Annotated in this window: 22 protein-coding genes; 16 read left to right on the forward strand and 6 right to left on the reverse strand. The window is 27.9% G+C overall.

Annotated elements, in window-relative coordinates:
- Nucleotides 1-153: 153 nt before the first annotated feature.
- Nucleotides 154-450, forward strand: a complete 297-nt coding sequence (locus tag DFR80_RS13905) for a MazG nucleotide pyrophosphohydrolase domain-containing protein (RefSeq protein WP_114490335.1) — start codon at nt 154-156, stop codon at nt 448-450.
- Nucleotides 451-637: 187 nt separating this feature from the next.
- Here DFR80_RS13905 and DFR80_RS13910 read toward each other — a convergent pair whose 3' ends face one another.
- Nucleotides 638-1,033 carry a type II toxin-antitoxin system death-on-curing family toxin gene (locus DFR80_RS13910; protein WP_114490336.1) on the reverse strand — a complete coding sequence of 132 codons (396 nt, stop codon included), beginning with the start codon at nt 1,031-1,033 and terminating at the stop codon, nt 638-640.
- Nucleotides 1,030-1,254, reverse strand: a complete 225-nt coding sequence (locus DFR80_RS13915) for an AbrB/MazE/SpoVT family DNA-binding domain-containing protein (protein WP_108140506.1) — start codon at nt 1,252-1,254, stop codon at nt 1,030-1,032. Before DFR80_RS13915 ends, DFR80_RS13910 begins: the two co-directional genes overlap by 4 nt.
- A gap of 412 nt (nt 1,255-1,666) precedes the next feature.
- Here DFR80_RS13915 and DFR80_RS13920 point away from each other — a divergent pair, with 412 nt between their 5' ends.
- Nucleotides 1,667-1,951 (forward strand): type II toxin-antitoxin system Phd/YefM family antitoxin, encoded by a 285-nt coding sequence (locus DFR80_RS13920; RefSeq protein ID WP_114490337.1) that lies wholly within the window; start codon nt 1,667-1,669, stop codon nt 1,949-1,951.
- A gap of 21 nt (nt 1,952-1,972) precedes the next feature.
- Here the strand turns inward: DFR80_RS13920 and DFR80_RS13925 are convergent, their stop codons facing one another.
- From DFR80_RS13925 to DFR80_RS13935, 3 genes are all read right to left on the reverse strand, one after another.
- Nucleotides 1,973-2,122, reverse strand: coding sequence for a hypothetical protein (locus tag DFR80_RS13925; RefSeq protein WP_199505828.1), 150 nt, complete (start codon nt 2,120-2,122; stop codon nt 1,973-1,975).
- A gap of 98 nt (nt 2,123-2,220) precedes the next feature.
- Entirely contained in the window at nt 2,221-2,637 is a 417-nt protein-coding gene (locus DFR80_RS13930; protein ID WP_114490338.1) for a hypothetical protein, read from the reverse strand.
- Nucleotides 2,638-2,993: 356 nt separating this feature from the next.
- On the reverse strand, nt 2,994-3,683 hold the full coding sequence (locus tag DFR80_RS13935; protein WP_114490339.1) for a MerR family transcriptional regulator: 690 nt from the start codon (nt 3,681-3,683) through the stop codon (nt 2,994-2,996).
- Nucleotides 3,684-3,920: 237 nt separating this feature from the next.
- Here DFR80_RS13935 and DFR80_RS13940 point away from each other — a divergent pair, with 237 nt between their 5' ends.
- From DFR80_RS13940 to DFR80_RS13955, 5 genes are all read left to right on the forward strand, one after another.
- Entirely contained in the window at nt 3,921-4,910 is a 990-nt protein-coding gene (locus tag DFR80_RS13940; protein WP_114490340.1) for an alpha/beta fold hydrolase, read from the forward strand.
- A gap of 50 nt (nt 4,911-4,960) precedes the next feature.
- Nucleotides 4,961-5,722 (forward strand): ABC transporter ATP-binding protein, encoded by a 762-nt coding sequence (locus DFR80_RS13945; RefSeq protein WP_114490341.1) that lies wholly within the window; start codon nt 4,961-4,963, stop codon nt 5,720-5,722.
- A 1-nt stretch (nt 5,723) separates the two neighbouring features.
- Nucleotides 5,724-6,491: an ABC transporter permease gene (locus tag DFR80_RS13950; protein WP_255417064.1), complete on the forward strand. Its 768-nt coding sequence runs from the start codon at nt 5,724-5,726 to the stop codon at nt 6,489-6,491.
- Between the two features lie 251 nt (nt 6,492-6,742).
- Nucleotides 6,743-6,868: a hypothetical protein gene (locus tag DFR80_RS15500; RefSeq protein WP_255417065.1), complete on the forward strand. Its 126-nt coding sequence runs from the start codon at nt 6,743-6,745 to the stop codon at nt 6,866-6,868.
- 528 nt (nt 6,869-7,396) lie between these two features.
- Nucleotides 7,397-7,960, forward strand: coding sequence for a sensor domain-containing protein (locus tag DFR80_RS13955; protein ID WP_233493920.1), 564 nt, complete (start codon nt 7,397-7,399; stop codon nt 7,958-7,960).
- Between the two features lie 311 nt (nt 7,961-8,271).
- Here the strand turns inward: DFR80_RS13955 and DFR80_RS13960 are convergent, their stop codons facing one another.
- The gene (locus tag DFR80_RS13960; protein WP_114490344.1) at nt 8,272-9,645 is read right to left on the reverse strand and encodes an MATE family efflux transporter; all 1,374 of its coding nucleotides are present in this window, start codon (nt 9,643-9,645) and stop codon (nt 8,272-8,274) included.
- 140 nt (nt 9,646-9,785) lie between these two features.
- Between DFR80_RS13960 and DFR80_RS13965 the strand changes: the two genes are divergently transcribed.
- The 9 genes from DFR80_RS13965 (at nt 9,786) to DFR80_RS14005 (ending at nt 15,987) form a co-directional block, all read left to right on the forward strand.
- The gene (locus DFR80_RS13965; protein WP_114490345.1) at nt 9,786-10,217 is read left to right on the forward strand and encodes a MarR family winged helix-turn-helix transcriptional regulator; all 432 of its coding nucleotides are present in this window, start codon (nt 9,786-9,788) and stop codon (nt 10,215-10,217) included.
- A gap of 158 nt (nt 10,218-10,375) precedes the next feature.
- The gene (locus DFR80_RS13970) at nt 10,376-11,074 is read left to right on the forward strand and encodes a hypothetical protein (protein ID WP_114490346.1); all 699 of its coding nucleotides are present in this window, start codon (nt 10,376-10,378) and stop codon (nt 11,072-11,074) included.
- A gap of 64 nt (nt 11,075-11,138) precedes the next feature.
- On the forward strand, nt 11,139-11,966 hold the full coding sequence (locus DFR80_RS13975) for a CPBP family intramembrane glutamic endopeptidase (protein ID WP_114490347.1): 828 nt from the start codon (nt 11,139-11,141) through the stop codon (nt 11,964-11,966).
- On the forward strand, nt 11,963-12,232 hold the full coding sequence (locus DFR80_RS13980; protein WP_147270197.1) for a hypothetical protein: 270 nt from the start codon (nt 11,963-11,965) through the stop codon (nt 12,230-12,232). Before DFR80_RS13975 ends, DFR80_RS13980 begins: the two co-directional genes overlap by 4 nt.
- Nucleotides 12,233-12,372: 140 nt before the next feature.
- On the forward strand, nt 12,373-13,227 hold the full coding sequence (locus DFR80_RS13985; RefSeq protein WP_114490349.1) for a hypothetical protein: 855 nt from the start codon (nt 12,373-12,375) through the stop codon (nt 13,225-13,227).
- Nucleotides 13,228-13,387: 160 nt separating this feature from the next.
- Nucleotides 13,388-13,873: a hydrolase gene (locus DFR80_RS13990; protein WP_114490350.1), complete on the forward strand. Its 486-nt coding sequence runs from the start codon at nt 13,388-13,390 to the stop codon at nt 13,871-13,873.
- 117 nt (nt 13,874-13,990) lie between these two features.
- Nucleotides 13,991-14,923 (forward strand): hypothetical protein, encoded by a 933-nt coding sequence (locus tag DFR80_RS13995; protein WP_114490351.1) that lies wholly within the window; start codon nt 13,991-13,993, stop codon nt 14,921-14,923.
- A gap of 48 nt (nt 14,924-14,971) precedes the next feature.
- Nucleotides 14,972-15,340, forward strand: coding sequence for a hypothetical protein (locus DFR80_RS14000; protein WP_158537732.1), 369 nt, complete (start codon nt 14,972-14,974; stop codon nt 15,338-15,340).
- 53 nt (nt 15,341-15,393) lie between these two features.
- A complete protein-coding gene (locus DFR80_RS14005; RefSeq protein ID WP_114490353.1) occupies nt 15,394-15,987 on the forward strand; it encodes a DNA-3-methyladenine glycosylase in 594 nt (197 codons plus the stop codon).
- Nucleotides 15,988-16,252 lie beyond the last annotated feature (265 nt).

A 16,252-nucleotide genomic window follows, 5' to 3' on the forward strand; every position in this document is an offset into this window, starting at 1 on the left:
TAATCCCAATTATAAGGAGTTTTTCTATTTTAAGCAAGTATTCTCGCTGAAAATAGAACTTGACTTTTCTTAAATATTTTTATGCAATGCTAGTGGTTAAAACAAGAAATAGGGTTATAAAAGATATTAAATAGGGGTTAGGGGTTGAACACTTTGGAAGAGAAATTAACATTATCATACTTGCAGAAGTACATAAAGGAAAAAGATTTCAAACCAAATTTAAAACATGCATATTTTTTAAAGCTAGTAGAGGAAGTTGGAGAATTATCAGAAGTATTAAGGAAAGAAAAAAGAATGATAAATTCTGAAATAAAAGGTACAATTGAAGAAGAATTATATGATGTTTTTTATTATGTGCTGGCTTTAGCGAATGTTTATGAAGTTGATCTGGAAGAAGCATTTATTTTAAAAGAAGAAGTTAATGATAAAAAATATAAAAGAGTGAAGTAAAACAAGAGCATGCTACTTCACCTAACATGGGGTTTAAGACTCCACTGTTGTTGCGTCCGAATTCCTTCATTAAGGGCGTCGCCCTAAAATTCAGGAACTTCTTAAACCCCTGGTACGTTATCTGACATTTGCCGATTAGTAGATTACGAAACAAAAAACCTCCTGATATATTAATTCAGAAGGTTTATCAATTTATAGATTTTGTGTTATTTTTAAGCCATAAAGTTAGTTCTTTTTTTGATAACTGACCAGAAGATACTTTAATCATCAATTTATAGATTTCTTTTTGGGGAACAGTAATTTCTAAATTATTCCTAATGAGAAACATATTCATAGCAGTTAATCCAATTCTCTTATTTCCATCAACAAAAGGATGATTATTGCAAAGATGATACCCGTAAGCTGCAGCAATTTCAAATAATGAATTATGCAAATATTTACCGTGAAAAGTTACTTTAGGTTGTTCAAGAGCTGAATCTAATAAACTTTCATCTCTAATACCAAAGCTACCTCCATAAATTTTAATTAGTCTTTGATGATAGTAAAGAATGATATCTTTTGGAAGAAATTTAATATCATTCATTTAGCTAATTCCTTAAGAGCATCTTTATATTTTTGATTAGTTCGATCAAAAGCTTTAGCCCATTCTTCAAATTCAGGATCAAAAGGAGTTAACTTAAATCCATCTTCAGTTTCAATAACATGAAGTTCTTCTCCTTCTTTAAGATTATATTTTTCTTTAAGTTCTTTAGGAATTGTAAAGCCATAACTGTTACCAACTTTTCTTAATTTTATAGTTTTCATAGTCATTCACCTCAATTATATTATAACATTTGTATTACTAAAAAAGCAAGCAGTTAAATTAAAGAGAATTAGTAATTATATTAAGAGAAGATCAAAAGAAGCAAACGATCACATAACATGGGATTGGCGTTATGCCTTCTGTCATAAAGCATGCAATTTAACCAATAACGGATATGGAAAAGCAAGCTTTACGCCAGTTCCTGACGGAAACAGGCACGAGCGTAAATCCCAGGAACGTTATACGAAAGAGCTGGTTTAAAAAAATTCTTTAAAAAAATAATTAAATTCTAAATTAAAACACTTCTATAAATTAAAACTAAAAATATTACAATTTATTTTACATAAGATTTAATGTATAATTTAATTAAGATAATCATTTATGAAATATTTTAAATTTATGGAGGTGCAGATAATGGTTACTTTAAAAATTGATAGAGATCATATGGTCTCATCTTCTGAAATTGTTCGTAATTTTAGTAAGATGTTAGATAAAACAAAAGAGTCCCCGCTATTTATTATCAGAAATAATGATATAGAAGGTATTATGATGGATATTGAAGAATATGAAATGTTACTGGAAAAAATCGAATTTCTGGAAGACCAATTAGAAGATGCCCATATTGAAGAGATTATAGCTAAAAGAAAAGAAAACTTTGATCTTAAAGATGCAGTAAGCGAAAAAGAAATAATGGATTAATTTGATAGATAAAACTATCTGCTAATTTTTTTGAGTTAAATTATTTTCAATTCTACACCTAATTATTTGTTTCTTTATTTCATAAATAAGATTCATTTTTTCATATTCTATATTAACTTCTTCAGATTTAAAAAGTTCATTTATAAGATCCTTATGATCTATAAACTTCATTTTGTTTCACCTCATTTTAGAGAGTTAAGTCTGTTTATTTCAAATAAAATTGATGTATAATTAAAATAATAATTTAATAAACTGCAAAATTACTAGGATTATTCCTCAAGCTCTTTTCTAATCCTTTGGATCAGTTTATCATGAGGGGTACCATTATAATTATTTTCACTTTCTTTTTCAGCTTTCTCCAGTTCTCGATATAGTTCCGAAAGTTCTTCTTTTTTCTCATTATTAATTAACTGATATAATCTATCACTATCCCGATCTTTTCTAACTAATTTAACAGGATCTAATATTTCTTCAGAGTCATTTCTCTTATCATTTTCTTTTTCAATTTCAACTAACAACTTTTTCCTTAAATATTTTCTAACCTCTTTTTTATCTGGGACTTGATTATCTTCAAAAATGCCATGTAAATTTTCAGTATTCCCATCAAAACTAGCTATTTTTTTAAAAGCTTGATGATATTTTTGTTTTGTTCTTAAAAATGCTTTTAACCACTTTTTAATTTCCATTTTCATCACCTATTAATATTATACTATTTGTATTATTTATAAATCAAGAAATATCATAATTTTAAAACTTCTAATTAACTGCAGGTAAAGGATTTCTTGCCGATCCAAAAGGTTACGAAAAAGAATTAATGTATATTCTATTCTTTTTAACCAGTTTGGAATACTTTTTAATTCTTTTTTTGAAGTCATGAATGATTTGAATTTGATCACATCCTAAATATTCTGACAATATTTTATCAGATTAATTTAGGAAAAGGAAGTTCTAATTCTAAATTATTATGCAAGATATTTATCATTTTCTACTAATAGATTAATTTGATAGATTACACCAGGCTCATCTTTTTGAATGTATAATACTATAACATCTCCATAAACTTGACTACTTCCTTAACAGAGAGTATTCTTGTTGACAAAGGTCCTTGTAAATTTGCTTTTAAGAAAAAGTCAATTAATAACCTTATTGTTTTTTCTTCAAGCTGATGGTTATAAAATATTTTTTTTACTGAACTAATTGCGTTTTCCATTTCTTCTTTTGCTGATTGGCGATATGCCTTTTTAAATTTTTTCAGATGCATAATCATTTTTTCATGTTCATTTAATGCGCTATCACTAGATAACATTTTTTGAACTAATTTATATTGATCTTTATTTAAATTTTCTTCCAACCATTCCACATGTTCTTCCTCAACACTTTCTGCCAATGCGTCAATAACTTTCAAATCTTTTTTCTTTTCTATTTTTAGCAGCAGCTTTTTTGCTAATTCAAGCTCTATAATCTGTTCATCTACATATCTTTTCTTTTTACTTATTATCGTTCTGGGTATTTCAAAATCATTTTCGATATATTTTTTTATTTCTTTGAGCTTAAATCCTAATATCTGAAAATTTTTAATAAGCTGCAGCTTTTTTAAATCCTCGTCATTATAATACCAATATCCATTCTCTGCTATTCTGGAAGGACTAAGAAGTCCTAATTTGTTATAATGCCTTAAAGTTTTTTTAGTTACATTTCCCATAGAGGCAAAAACTTTTGAAGTATATTCCATAAAAATTTCCTTTCTAAAATATTATTATCTAAAAACATTTAAAAATTATCAACTTTCAATTTCTATTATTAATTTTAATAAGTTTAAAAGCAAAAATAGAAAGTATGTTTAAAAAATTATAACACAAAATTATAAGTAGAACAATATATATAAAAATTGATATTTAAATAATAACCTTGACTTCGCCCTTAGGTCATACTTTATAATGTTATTATCATATGAAAAGAGTTGATAATAATGAAAAGAAAAAATGTAAAGAGGCTAAAATTGACCATTCTTGTCGCTGCTGTAATTATATTAGCAATTTTGACTGTGCCATTATTTATTCAAATTGAAGGAGAACAGGGGTTGAAAGCAGAGGATTTAGCACAGAAAAATGGATCATTTGTTAATATTCCATTTGAAGGAACTGATGGGATTGATACATATTATGTTTATCAGCCTGCAAAAGAAAATACAGATAGAAATTTTATATTACTTCACGGATCTTTATATAATTTAAACACTTGGAATGAAGTAACTGATTATCTATCTGCAAAGGGTAATGTATATGCATATGATCAAATACCATACGGCCTAAGTGAAAAGCTACTTGAAAATGATTGGTCTGGGAGAAATCCTTATACTATCGATTCTGCTGTTATCCAACTGAAAGCATTTATGGATACACTGAAGATTGATTCTGCAACTTTAATTGGAAGTTCCTTTGGTGGGGTTATTGCAGCAGAGGCTGCTTTAAGCTTCCCAGAAAAGATTGAAGAGATTGTTTTTGTTGATGCTGCCATATTTGTTAATGAATCTGCACCAGAATGGCTAATTAATTCACCACAGATGGAAAGCTTAGGTCCAATTTTTGCTAGATTTTTAGCAAAAGGAGATAATTTCTATAAAAGAAGCTATTACGATAAAACAAAGTTAACAGCTAAAAGGTTGGAATTAAATAAGCTAGCGACAAAAGTTAATAACTGGGATTTGGCTTTTTGGGAGTACCTAAAAGCTTGGGGGACAAGTAATAGTAATACAAAAAATAATCTTACAGAGATTAGCCAAAGATCTTTAGTGATTAGTGGAGATAAGGATAAAATTGTTCCCACAGAACAAAGTGCAAGACTTGCTAAATTATTAGCTAATGGATCATTAAAAATAGTAGAAAATTGTGGATATTTACCTCATGAGGAAAGACCAAAAGAATTCATCAAAATAATAGATAACTGGCTTACAAAGTAGAAGATTTGATAGATAAAAATATAGATAAAGTTTAAGAAAGGAGTTTAGTAATGAATAGTATTTTACAAATTCAAGATCTTAAAAAAGTTTATAAAGATGGGACAGAGGCACTAAAAGGTATTAATTTAGAGGTTAAGGAGGGAATAGTATTTGGACTGCTGGGTCCAAATGGTGCTGGGAAAAGTACTTTGATATCAATTATAATTACCTTACTATCAAAAACTAAAGGAAAAGTATATTTGGATGGATTAGATCTTGATACTAAGGCAGATAAAATAAGAAGCAGGATTGGTGTTACATTTCAGGAAAATATCAAGGAAAGTAATTTAACTGGATATGAAATACTAAAAAACCATGCTTTATTATATGGGATGAGTAGTAATCAAATCAAAATAAAAATAGAAGAATTATTAAAATTAGTTGACTTAAAAGAATTTGTTGATAAAAAAATTGAAAAATACTCTGGAGGAATGCTTAGAAAACTCGAAATTTTGAAAGGGATAATGACAGAACCTAAAATTCTTTTTCTGGATGAACCTACCTTAGGTTTAGATCCTAAAAGCCGTAATGAAATATGGTCATTTATCAGAAAATTAAAGGAAGATGGGACAACAATATTTGTAACTTCACACTATCTTGAAGAAATTGAAAAAAATGCAGACGAGATTGCAATTATAAATAATGGAATGATTATTGAAAATGGTTCTCCTAAAATTTTAAGAAAAAAATATAAAAAAATAGATGAATCCAGGTACGACAGTTTAGAAAATATATTTTTATCCTTAACAGAATCGGAAAGCGAGGACTATTAAATTGAAAACTATTATAATAATTTGGAAGAAAAATATGAAAAAGTATTTTAGAAATAGAATGGAAAGCATAGGTTCACTGATTCAACCAATGCTCTGGTTGTTGTTATTTTCAGTGGGAATGTCCAGCTTTTTTCAAAATACAAATAAAGGCTTTGATTATTTGACCTTCGTACTTCCAGGGATGATAGGATTTACTCTCTTATCTGCAAGCATTAATGGAGGAACAAGCTGGTTAAATGAAAGAATGAATGGTATTGTTAAATCTTATATGGTTGCTCCAATATCTAGATTTGCCCCTTTAGCAGCAAATGTATTAACAGTACTTTCTAAAGCCTTAATTCAAGGGGCAATTATATTAATAGTAGGAATTTTATTAGGTGCTAAAATTAGTTTAGCTCCTGCAAATATTTTAGTTTCACTTTTGCTGATAATATTATTTGGATTTGGGTTTTCAGGGATTGCATTATATTTCGCTTCAAAAGCACCAAATAATGGAGCATATCATATGGTGATTTTTATGTTTCAAATGCCGCTTTTATTTTTCAGTAATGCTCTTTATTCTTCAGAAAAATTACCATTATTTTTTAAGATAGTAGTAAATTTAAATCCAATGACCTATTTAATCGCTGGATTAAGAGAAATGATGGTTTTAACTGATTCAATTTTCACATTTAATTTATTAAAAGAAGTATTAGCTCTATTAGCATTTGCTTTATTTGGAATACTGATAGCAATTAAAGCATATAAAGAGATAATAGACCAGGAATAATTAAATATCAATAAATTTATTCGTCAAGGCTGATAGATTAAACTTATTTTATTGATAAAATAAGTTTAACGTAAAAGCAGGGTTTTTTTTCTTTTACATGAAGTATATTAATAATAAATTAATTTGAATTGATTATTTAATAAATTTGTTTTTAAAGAAGATTGCTGAAATAATATTTGCATTAAGTTGTGATCAAATATAGTGGAACTCGGAATGAGATAATGTTTAATAATATAAAAAGGGGGTGCAAAATGGAATTTGTAGGACTACTAGCTCCTGTAGCCTTTGTTTTTGCTATGTCAGCTATTGGCCAGGTAAATTCACTCAAAAAAGAAGTGGAGGAATTAAAAGAAGAGTTAAAGAAATTAAAAGAGTAAAAATTGTTTGGTCATCGTTTGAAAGGAGCCGAAAAAATTTAAAAAAGAAAAGAAAAAAATAATTGAAGACGTGTTTAGAAACAAAGTTCGTAAAGATTCGAAAGTTGAGAATGCTTATTTATTAGTACATTCAGATAAGTTAGAAATACATATGCATGAAACTTGATTTTGTTAGATACTTATTTAATTGGGAATTTTAATGATAAGTCTTATATGAGAAAAGGTCTTAAGTTTATGAAAAATATTATTAAAGAATTATTAAGGTAACAGATAATAGAGAATTAATAAAAAGTTAAAAACGCAGGACAGATCGAGTCTCTCCTGGGATCTTCCAATCTGCATGCTTGACAGCATACAGTATATAACATGGGATTGATGTCATTCCTTCTGTCATAAAGCTTGCAGGCTAACCAATAACGGATACGGAAAAGCAAGCTTTTCGCCAGTTCCTGCGTAAACAGGCACGAGTGCAAATTCCAGTAATGAGGTGATCTTATGTTTCGCATTAATAGTTATTTTAAAGTTTTGATGGAAAAACAGACCTATAAAAACATCTTGTATTTATTATTATCTTTTCCATTAGGAATTTTTTATTTTGTTTTTTTGATGACGGGTTTAACTTTGGGATTTGGATTAATAGTTATATTGGTTGGCATACCAATCCTTTTTATTATTTTGATTTTAAGCAGGATTTTAGTAAATTTTGAAATAAGTATATTAAATAATTTATTAAATACAAATATTAATCCTTTAGCAATTTATGAATACGAAGAAGTTAATATATTTCAAAAAGTTAAAAAACAATTATCAAATAGTGTTACATGGAAAGGTATAATATATCTTTTTTTAAGATTTCCATTAGGAATATTTTCTTTTACAATTACTATTAGTTTATTAAGTGTCAGTTTAGTCTTCTTATCAGCACCACTGACATATCAGTTTTCATATATTAGTTTTGGAAACTATCAAATTAATAATTTATTTACAGCATTATTAATGTCATTTGTTGGTATAATCTTAACAATAATATCTACCAATATTTTAAATCATTTAACTTTTTTAATTAAAAAATATTCGAATGAATTTTTATAATTAAAAAGAGTTAAGTATGTCAGATAACATGTAACGTTATGTGAAACACTTGCAAAGTTGGAGTCAAATTTTTATTGATGCTTAAATATGAAAAATCTCTTATTAAAGTTTAGTTGGAGAATTACAATGAAGATAATAGGATTTGTACTGCTGTTAGAAGAGGTCTCTATTGAAGAGATTATAGTCAAAAGAAAAAAACTTTGAGCTTAAAATGCATCATGAAGTTAAAAATAATCTGCTAGGTTCTAGTTTTAAAACAGACTAAGATACAATTTATCTGAGTCTGATGGACTTCCTAAATCTGCGAAACGTTAGGCAACATCATTTTGTTCAATTACATTTGATTTGTATTTGGTTATATATTTTTTTACTTCTACATGTGCTAAAATTCCTGACAGCAAGTATGATATAGATAATGCTCCAAATATTCCAGCAATACCTATAAATTTAGATCCTAATATAGCCAGAGGAATATACAACAAAAAAGTTTGAATGAATATTAAGGAAGCGGCATGTATTGGTTTATTTAGTATATTTAAAATTGTAGAATCAATTTTTAAAATTCCCTGAAAACCATAAGTGAAAGATACAACTAAAATATATAGAACTACAGTTTTAACAACTTCTGGATTACTGTTAAAAATTCTTGCTATGGGATCAGCAGAAATAGATAATATTATTGCAATAATAATACCGGTTGATAATGAGAAGATCTCTCCAAACTTCAATCCTTTATTAACTCGCCCAAATAATTTTGAACCTAAATTTTGTCCAATAAAAGGCCCCATTACTGAATTTAATGCCATAATGAAAGACATTGCAAAAAATTCTATTTTTGTTGCCACTCCAAAACCAGCTACCACATTTGGTCCATAGGAAGCTAGTAATCTTGTTATGATAGCAGAACTAAGTGGTAAAGCCATCTGTATTAAAGAATTTGGTATTCCTATATGAAGTATCCCTTTCCATGATTCAAATGTTTGCTTAAACTTTAATTTAGAAAAAGAAATTATATTTTCTCTAAAATGTAATACACCAATAGCGGTTATAGCTGTTATAGTTCTTGCAAATACGGTTGCAATAGCAGCACCTTTAATACCAAGTGCAGGAAATGGTCCATAACCAAAAATTAAAATAGGATCTAGCATAATATTTACTACTGCACTAATTCCCATAATTAAACCAGGCACCTTTGTGTCTCCTAAAGATCTGATAATATTATTTCCTATCATTGGTATAACAATCATAAAAGATCCAAAATACCAGATAGACATATATTCTTGAATATAATCTAATATTAGACCTTCAGCTCCTAATATTGAAAAAAGAGGTTTGATAGTCAATAAACCGATTATAACAAATATAGAAGTTATTATTAGACCAAGAAGCAAACTATCAGTAGCAGTTCTTTTTACTTTTTGATGTTCTTTACCTCCGATATATTTTGAAATAATAGAGGTTGCTCCTATTCCAATTCCTTTAGTAAAACTATTAATAATAAGAACTACAGGAAAAGTAAAAGAAAGAGCTGCAAGTTGATCAGCACCTAATTGACCTACAAAGTAAGTATCTGTTAAATTAAAAATTACCATACCCAACATACCAATTATCATAGGTAAAGTTAATTTTATTAATTGAGTTGCTATTTTTCCTTCTGTTAATTTAGCTTCTGATATTCTTTTCAATATAATCATCCCTTTTGATTAGTTTCATTTTTCAACTATTATTATAACACTTATAGTTTCTATTTTCAACTATTTAGTATAAAATTGAAACTATTATTTCTTTGTGCTAAAATTAGTATATGACATAAGGAGGAATTTTAATGACAGAATCATTAGGAAAATATATTACAACAATTTCGAAATATATAAATTATTATATTAATAAAAGAGCAAATAAGTTAAATTTAAATATACATCAAGTACACATTTTAAAAATTTTATATAATAATGAAGGTATTAATCAAGAAGAGTTAACTGATATATCTAAATCAGATAAAGTTACTATTTCAAAACTTTTGGATGGTTTAGTAAAAGAAGAGTATGTGGAAAAAAGAAAAAATGAAGAAGATAGACGTATAAAAAATTTATATGTTACTGAAAAAGGAGAAAGTATAAAAAAAGAAATAAAAAATATATTAAAAGATACTACCAAAATATTATCTGCTGATTTTACTGAGAAAGAAAATGTTATTATTAGAAAGTTGCTAAATCGAATGTTAGATAATATTTATGATGAAATAAATAATAAATAAAGAATTATATTATTAATAAACTTAATTAATGATGATACAGATCCAATTTGGTTCTGGCCCAGGAAGCCATTAGAAAAGGCTTTGATATTAAAGTTGAAATTTTTAAGCACAAAAAAACTCCTTAACTTTAAAAAATAACTGAAAGGAGAATAAAATCAATGAAAAATATTAGGTTTGATATTGTAAGAAAGCAAATTTTAGTTTTTACAGGTATAATTACAACTGGATTAATTTTTATTTTTACACTTTTATTACCTGCTGTTGCAGCTGAAGAGGCAGAAACTAATTCCACAGCAGTAAATTACAAAAATAAGCACTGCTTAAATCAGCAGGGAATTATTAAACCAAAAATTGCTGAACAAATAATTAAAGAAAAGGCTCAAAAAGTAATTAAAGCAATTGCCTGCAGAAATTTCAATAAACTTTCTAATTATATACATCCAGAAAAGGGAGTAAGATTTTCGCCCTATACCTATGTCAGGATAGAAAAAGATGTAGTTTTTACTAAAAAGCAGGTAAATAATTTTTTCAATAATGATAAAATATACCTCTGGGGCCACTATGATGGTAGTGGGAAAGAGATAAGATTATCTCCTAAAGAATATTATCATCAATTTATTTATACTGATAATTTTATCAATGCCGATAAAATAGGATATAATGAGGTATTAAGCAGTAGTAATATGATTAAAAATCAGTTTGAAGTCTATGAAAACCCAATTATTGTTGAATACTATTTCTCCGACACTAAGACAAAATATGATGGAATGAACTGGAAAAGTTTAAGTCTGGTCTTTGAAAAATATAAAAGCAAATGGATGTTAAGGGGAATTATCCATAATCAGTGGACTATATAATTTATTTCATAAAAACAATTACTAATAAAATCTTAGTCTTTTAGGCAGTCAGGAGAATAAAATTATGTTATTTAAATTTTCTTATTCCAAACATAAAAAAATAATTACCTTTATTCTATTAAGCTATCTGATTTCCTGGTTGATCTGGCTGCCAAATTTATTAGGTAATTATTTTAATGTCAACTGGAAATCTTCAAATTTACTGCATTTTATGGGAGGATTAGGCCCCTTATTGGGAGCAACAATCAGCACTTCTATTTATTATAAAAAAAGGGGGCTTAAAAACTATTTTAAAAGCAGATTTTTTAAATTATCAGCTTTAAGATGGATTTTAGTAGGCCTATTTCTACCGTTTATATTTTTTATTATTGCTTTTTTAATTGTTGGAATGATCTCAGGACAGTGGTCTGATTTTAATTTAATTGGAACTAATTCTAAAATTCCATTTGAAAATAAATTTTTAATCTGGCTGATCTGGATTCTATTTTTTGGAATTGGAGAAGAAAGTGGATGGAGAGGTTTTCTATTTCCTGAACTTATGAAAATATATAAACCCAAATCTGCTGCTATCTACACAGCTTTTATCTGGGTTTTCTGGCATCTGCCATTATTTTTATATGATCAAGATTTTAAGTGTATGGGATTAGGAGGGTTAGCAGGATGGTTTATTGGACTGCTTTTTGGAGCTTTAATTTTAGCCTGGCTTACCTATAAAGCAGCATTTAGCTTATGGCCAGCGATACTGTGGCATGGGACATTTAATTTTTTTACTGCAGGTGATCAAATTTCTTTTCTGTATCCTGCTTTAATAACTATGATGGTAATAATTTATGGATTTTTGATTTCTAAAAATTTTAAAGAGGGTGAAGAAAAATGGAATCCCCAAAAATGAAAGCTGCTTTTAGAAAAAAATATGGGCCTCCGAATATTTTAAAAATTAAAGAACTAGAGATTCCAAAGCCGAAGGAAGGGGTTTATGTATCTTCAGAATTAGGTTATTTAGGTCAAAACCTTTTGCTGGCACTAATAACACATATTTATTCCAGTAGAAAAGTTATTTTCCCTGTTCCTACAAATATAAAAGAAAGTATAATTTTCATCAATAAATTAATAAAAGAAGATAAATTTAAAGCGGTTATGATAAAAGATATCCCTTAGAAAAAATCGTTGAAGCTTACAATTATGTTGCAAGCGGGCAAAAAACTGGTAATGTTATTTTAACTATTTAATTTAATTATTTTATGCGGCAAATTCAAAAATTATGATTTAATCTTTAAACTTTTTTAGAGGTGGCTTAAATGAATACAAAATTAATATTAATTGAAGGTATACCTGGTTCAGGTAAGACAACTACAGCAAGTTATATAAAAAATTATCTTGATCAAAATAATATGTCTAATAAGATTTTTAAAGAAGGTAATTTAGATCATCCTGCTGATTATGAGAGTACATCCTGTATAAGTAAAAAAATGTACAACAAAATCCAGTCTAAACTTAAAATTGATAACGAGCTGCTGGCTAATTATACAATAAAAAGAGAAGACTCTTACTTAATAGAATACGGCAAGCTTTATCATAATAAAAAAATAAATTTAAATTTTGAAATACTAAATCAGATAGTCAAATATGATGTGTATAATCTTCCTATCAAAAAACACAGCCGTTTACTTGAAGCTAAATGGAGAAAATTTTCTAATAAAGCTGCAGCTGAAGATAATATATATATATTCGAATGCTGTTTCCTCCAAAATCCTTTGACAACAATGATGGCTTATCATAATTCTTCCAAAAATTATATTATTAATCATATTAAAAAGTTAGAAGCTACTATATCAAAGCTTAATCCTCTATTAATCTTACTTGAACCGAAAAATATAAAAGAACAGTTTGCCAGAATAAAAAAAGAGCGTTCGAAAAAATGGCTTGATTTTGTTATTGATTATGTAACAAATCAAAGTTATGGTCAGAAAAATAATTTATATGGCTATCAGGGACTAATAGAGTTTTATCAAAATTTAGCAGAACTTGAACTGAAAATATTTTCAAAATTAAATTTAAATAAGATTTTAATTAAAACACCTCATGCTAACTGGGAGCAGAATTACGATAATATAAATTCTTTTTTAAAAAAATGTCAAAAAACAAATCAATAATAACATAAAAATAATTATGCATTTTTCTGAAATTTGCGATATAATTTACTTAGAAATAAAAACGATATTTTCGAAATCTTTTCTTTAGTTGAGCGTGGATTATATTTAAGTTAAGTTAAATTAATTTTTATTGTCTTAAGTCATTAAGGAGAGGATTGTAATGAAGAAAAATATTGTTGAAGAAGAGGTATGCTGCCCGCGCTTTGATTATGAAAAATGGGATGGAAAACTTTTTGAATGGGAAGATAAGAATTTTGTTAAGGATAAAGTTTATACTGCTTTCCATATGCCAATCCGCTTTGGCTCTGTGATGAAAAAACTGGACCAGAAGATTAGTGAGGCTGGAGCAGAAATAGAAGATAATATGTGTCTTTCTGATCATACTTCTAGATGGAATATGAATGTATATCTTGCAGTTAATAGAAAAATACCAGGTATGAAAAATGTTTCTTTAAGCGGTCAGTTTCTCTGTAAGGTATATGAAGGTGATTATAAGGAAACTAAAAAATGGTGTGATGATTTTGAAAAATATGTAACTAACAGAGGATATACTATAGAAGACTGGTATATGTGGTATACAACCTGTCCAAAATGTGCTAAGAAATATGGTGAGAACTATGTAGCTATTTTAGCGAAGGTGATTTAATAATAAAATAAACTTTTAATTCTGTTGTAAATAAACTTTTAAAGCAAGATTTTGCTAAAAGCGAATAAAAGCCTCAAATATTTGAGGCTTTTGTTAAATAATAAGTGGAGTGATCAGATGCTAAAACTAACAAATAAAAGCTTTAAAATAATTACTAAAAATCTTAAAAAAAGGGCCAGACCCATAGATAGAGCTCGTTTTGAATATCATTTTAATAATGATCAAACAGAAAAACTAATTAAAGAATTAAAAAAATATCAAAATAAAGACGGAGGCTTTGGTAATGCACTCGAACCAGACTTTAGACTGCCTTTATCAACCCCGATGGCTACCTCCATTGCTTTAAGGTATTTAAAAAATATTAGCAATAATGATTCTGCCCGTGAACTTATCAAAAAATCTATGTTATATCTTGAAGAATGTTACAATAAAAATAGAAAAGGTTGGTACGCAGTCAGAAAAGAGGTAAATGATTATCCTCATACACCCTGGTGGCATTATGATGAAAAAAATGAAATGACAGTAATCGACAAAAACTGGGGTAATCCTTCGGCTGAGCTATTAGCCTATCTTGTAAGATACAGACTTTACATTACTCAACAACTTGACCTTGATCTTCTAATTGATCAGGCTGTAAGCAATATTGAAGTTAAAGAAAAATATGAATCAGAAAATGAAATTTACTGTTATTTAAAACTATATGAAGAACTAGATTCGAAGAACAAAAATAAACTAATACCTCACTTAAAAACGGCCGTAGAGCAACTTGTGGAATATGATCAAAAAAAGTGGGAGCAGTATCTTCCGCTTCCACTAGATTTTGTTAACAACCCTGCCAAAGAAAGTTTTGGTATTAAAGAGTCAGCAATAGAATCTAATCTTGATTTTTATGTTGATTTAATTGAAAAAAGCAAGGATACTCTCGTTAAACCTCCCTGGGGAAAAAGCTTTTATCAAACAGAGCTTAAAGATGCCTATCAGGAATGGCAGGGTAACTGGACATTAAAAATATTGATTATCCTGAATAATTACAACAGAATAGAGAAATAATTTTAAGCAAAAAGTTGGCTGCTGGACTTAGGTTTTTAATTAATATCTATGCTGAAAGGAATAAGCAAAATGAAAACTAAACAGAGTAAAATTAAATTTATTAAATGGACTGCTAGATTACTTGCTCTGGGATTATTATTATTTTCGTTACCTTTTTATTTTGGCTATGGTAATCCAATTCCTTTTTTAAACCCAAACTACTCATTTTTAGATAATCTCTGGCTGATTATTTTCCCTTTAGTTTTTATTTCTCTTGCTCTGGGTTGGAAGTATGAAAAAATAGCAGGCTACCTGCTTATAATTTCAGTATCTACTGGTCTGTTAGCTACAGTAATAATTGAAAATGAATTTATATTTGAAATGACAATTCCACTACTTATTGGTATTTTATATTTAATTACAGCTTTTAATAATTAAGAATATATTTTCAGCAATTTACTGCAATTACTATAATTATAGGGTGTGATTATTTGCGTTTAAATCAGGAGTTTTATCAAAAAAATGCGGTTCAGGCAGCAAAAGATCTTATAGGTAAAATTATTGTCAGAAAATATAACGGGAAAATTATAAAGGTTAGAATTGTAGAAACTGAAGCTTATTGTGGTGCTCAAGATAAGGCTTCACATGCCCATAATAATAAAAAGACTAAACGTACAGCTCCAATGTTTATGCCAGGTGGATATTCTTATATTTATCTGATTTATGGAATGTATTATTGTTTCAATGTTGTAACAGCAGCAGAAAATAAACCACATGCTGTTTTAATCAGGGGGGTTGAACCTCTTGAGGGGCTAGATCAGATAAAAGAAAATCGTCAAATTAAAAGTAGTAAAATTGAAGAGTTAACAAACGGACCCGGCAAATTATCACAGGCTTTAAAAATTGATAAAAATCTAAATGGTTGTAATTTAATCGAAAGCAGTGCACTTTATATTACAGATAATAAAAAAGAAGAATTTGAGATTGAAAGTTCTCCCCGAGTAAATATTGATTATGCAGAAGAATATAAAAATAAAAAATGGCGCTTTTTTATCAAAAATAACAAATATATTTCCAAACCATAATCTAATTATTATTTTTAAATATCTATGCAGGATAATTTTGTTTTTTGTCTAATTCCTTTAATAAGCCCTAGATTTTTGGATTAAATTTTTCTTGAGTTATGCTTTAGTTTAGTATTAAAGTTATGATTAATTCTTTAGAAAGGGGTTGGTTTTATTGAAAATTATTGAACTAAGCGAATTTCATAAAAATACGCCTTGATATAACAAAGATTTTAATGATATAAAAAGGGCTTCACCCCATCTTGTCGAATTTAATAGTAGCACC

The sequence above is a fragment of the Halanaerobium sp. ST460_2HS_T2 genome, assembly GCF_003337665.1.
GTDB classification, from domain to species: domain Bacteria; phylum Bacillota; class Halanaerobiia; order Halanaerobiales; family Halanaerobiaceae; genus Halanaerobium; species Halanaerobium kushneri.

Excerpts from the sequence above, each read along its gene's own strand:
- DFR80_RS13910 (WP_114490336.1), bottom strand. The coding sequence starts at position 1,033 with ATGAATGATATTAAATTTCTTCCAAAAGATATCATTCTTTACTATCAT.
- DFR80_RS13915 (WP_108140506.1), bottom strand. The coding sequence starts at position 1,254 with ATGAAAACTATAAAATTAAGAAAAGTTGGTAACAGTTATGGCTTTACA.
- DFR80_RS13920 (WP_114490337.1), top strand. The coding sequence starts at position 1,667 with ATGGTTACTTTAAAAATTGATAGAGATCATATGGTCTCATCTTCTGAA.
- DFR80_RS13925 (WP_199505828.1), bottom strand. The coding sequence starts at position 2,122 with ATGAAGTTTATAGATCATAAGGATCTTATAAATGAACTTTTTAAATCT.
- DFR80_RS13930 (WP_114490338.1), bottom strand. The coding sequence starts at position 2,637 with ATGGAAATTAAAAAGTGGTTAAAAGCATTTTTAAGAACAAAACAAAAA.
- DFR80_RS13935 (WP_114490339.1), bottom strand. The coding sequence starts at position 3,683 with ATGGAATATACTTCAAAAGTTTTTGCCTCTATGGGAAATGTAACTAAA.
- DFR80_RS13940 (WP_114490340.1), top strand. The coding sequence starts at position 3,921 with ATGAAAAGAAAAAATGTAAAGAGGCTAAAATTGACCATTCTTGTCGCT.
- DFR80_RS13945 (WP_114490341.1), top strand. The coding sequence starts at position 4,961 with ATGAATAGTATTTTACAAATTCAAGATCTTAAAAAAGTTTATAAAGAT.
- DFR80_RS15500 (WP_255417065.1), top strand. The coding sequence starts at position 6,743 with ATGGAATTTGTAGGACTACTAGCTCCTGTAGCCTTTGTTTTTGCTATG.
- DFR80_RS13955 (WP_233493920.1), top strand. The coding sequence starts at position 7,397 with ATGGAAAAACAGACCTATAAAAACATCTTGTATTTATTATTATCTTTT.
- DFR80_RS13965 (WP_114490345.1), top strand. The coding sequence starts at position 9,786 with ATGACAGAATCATTAGGAAAATATATTACAACAATTTCGAAATATATA.
- DFR80_RS13970 (WP_114490346.1), top strand. The coding sequence starts at position 10,376 with ATGAAAAATATTAGGTTTGATATTGTAAGAAAGCAAATTTTAGTTTTT.
- DFR80_RS13975 (WP_114490347.1), top strand. The coding sequence starts at position 11,139 with ATGTTATTTAAATTTTCTTATTCCAAACATAAAAAAATAATTACCTTT.
- DFR80_RS13980 (WP_147270197.1), top strand. The coding sequence starts at position 11,963 with ATGAAAGCTGCTTTTAGAAAAAAATATGGGCCTCCGAATATTTTAAAA.
- DFR80_RS13985 (WP_114490349.1), top strand. The coding sequence starts at position 12,373 with ATGAATACAAAATTAATATTAATTGAAGGTATACCTGGTTCAGGTAAG.
- DFR80_RS13990 (WP_114490350.1), top strand. The coding sequence starts at position 13,388 with ATGAAGAAAAATATTGTTGAAGAAGAGGTATGCTGCCCGCGCTTTGAT.
- DFR80_RS13995 (WP_114490351.1), top strand. The coding sequence starts at position 13,991 with ATGCTAAAACTAACAAATAAAAGCTTTAAAATAATTACTAAAAATCTT.
- DFR80_RS14000 (WP_158537732.1), top strand. The coding sequence starts at position 14,972 with ATGCTGAAAGGAATAAGCAAAATGAAAACTAAACAGAGTAAAATTAAA.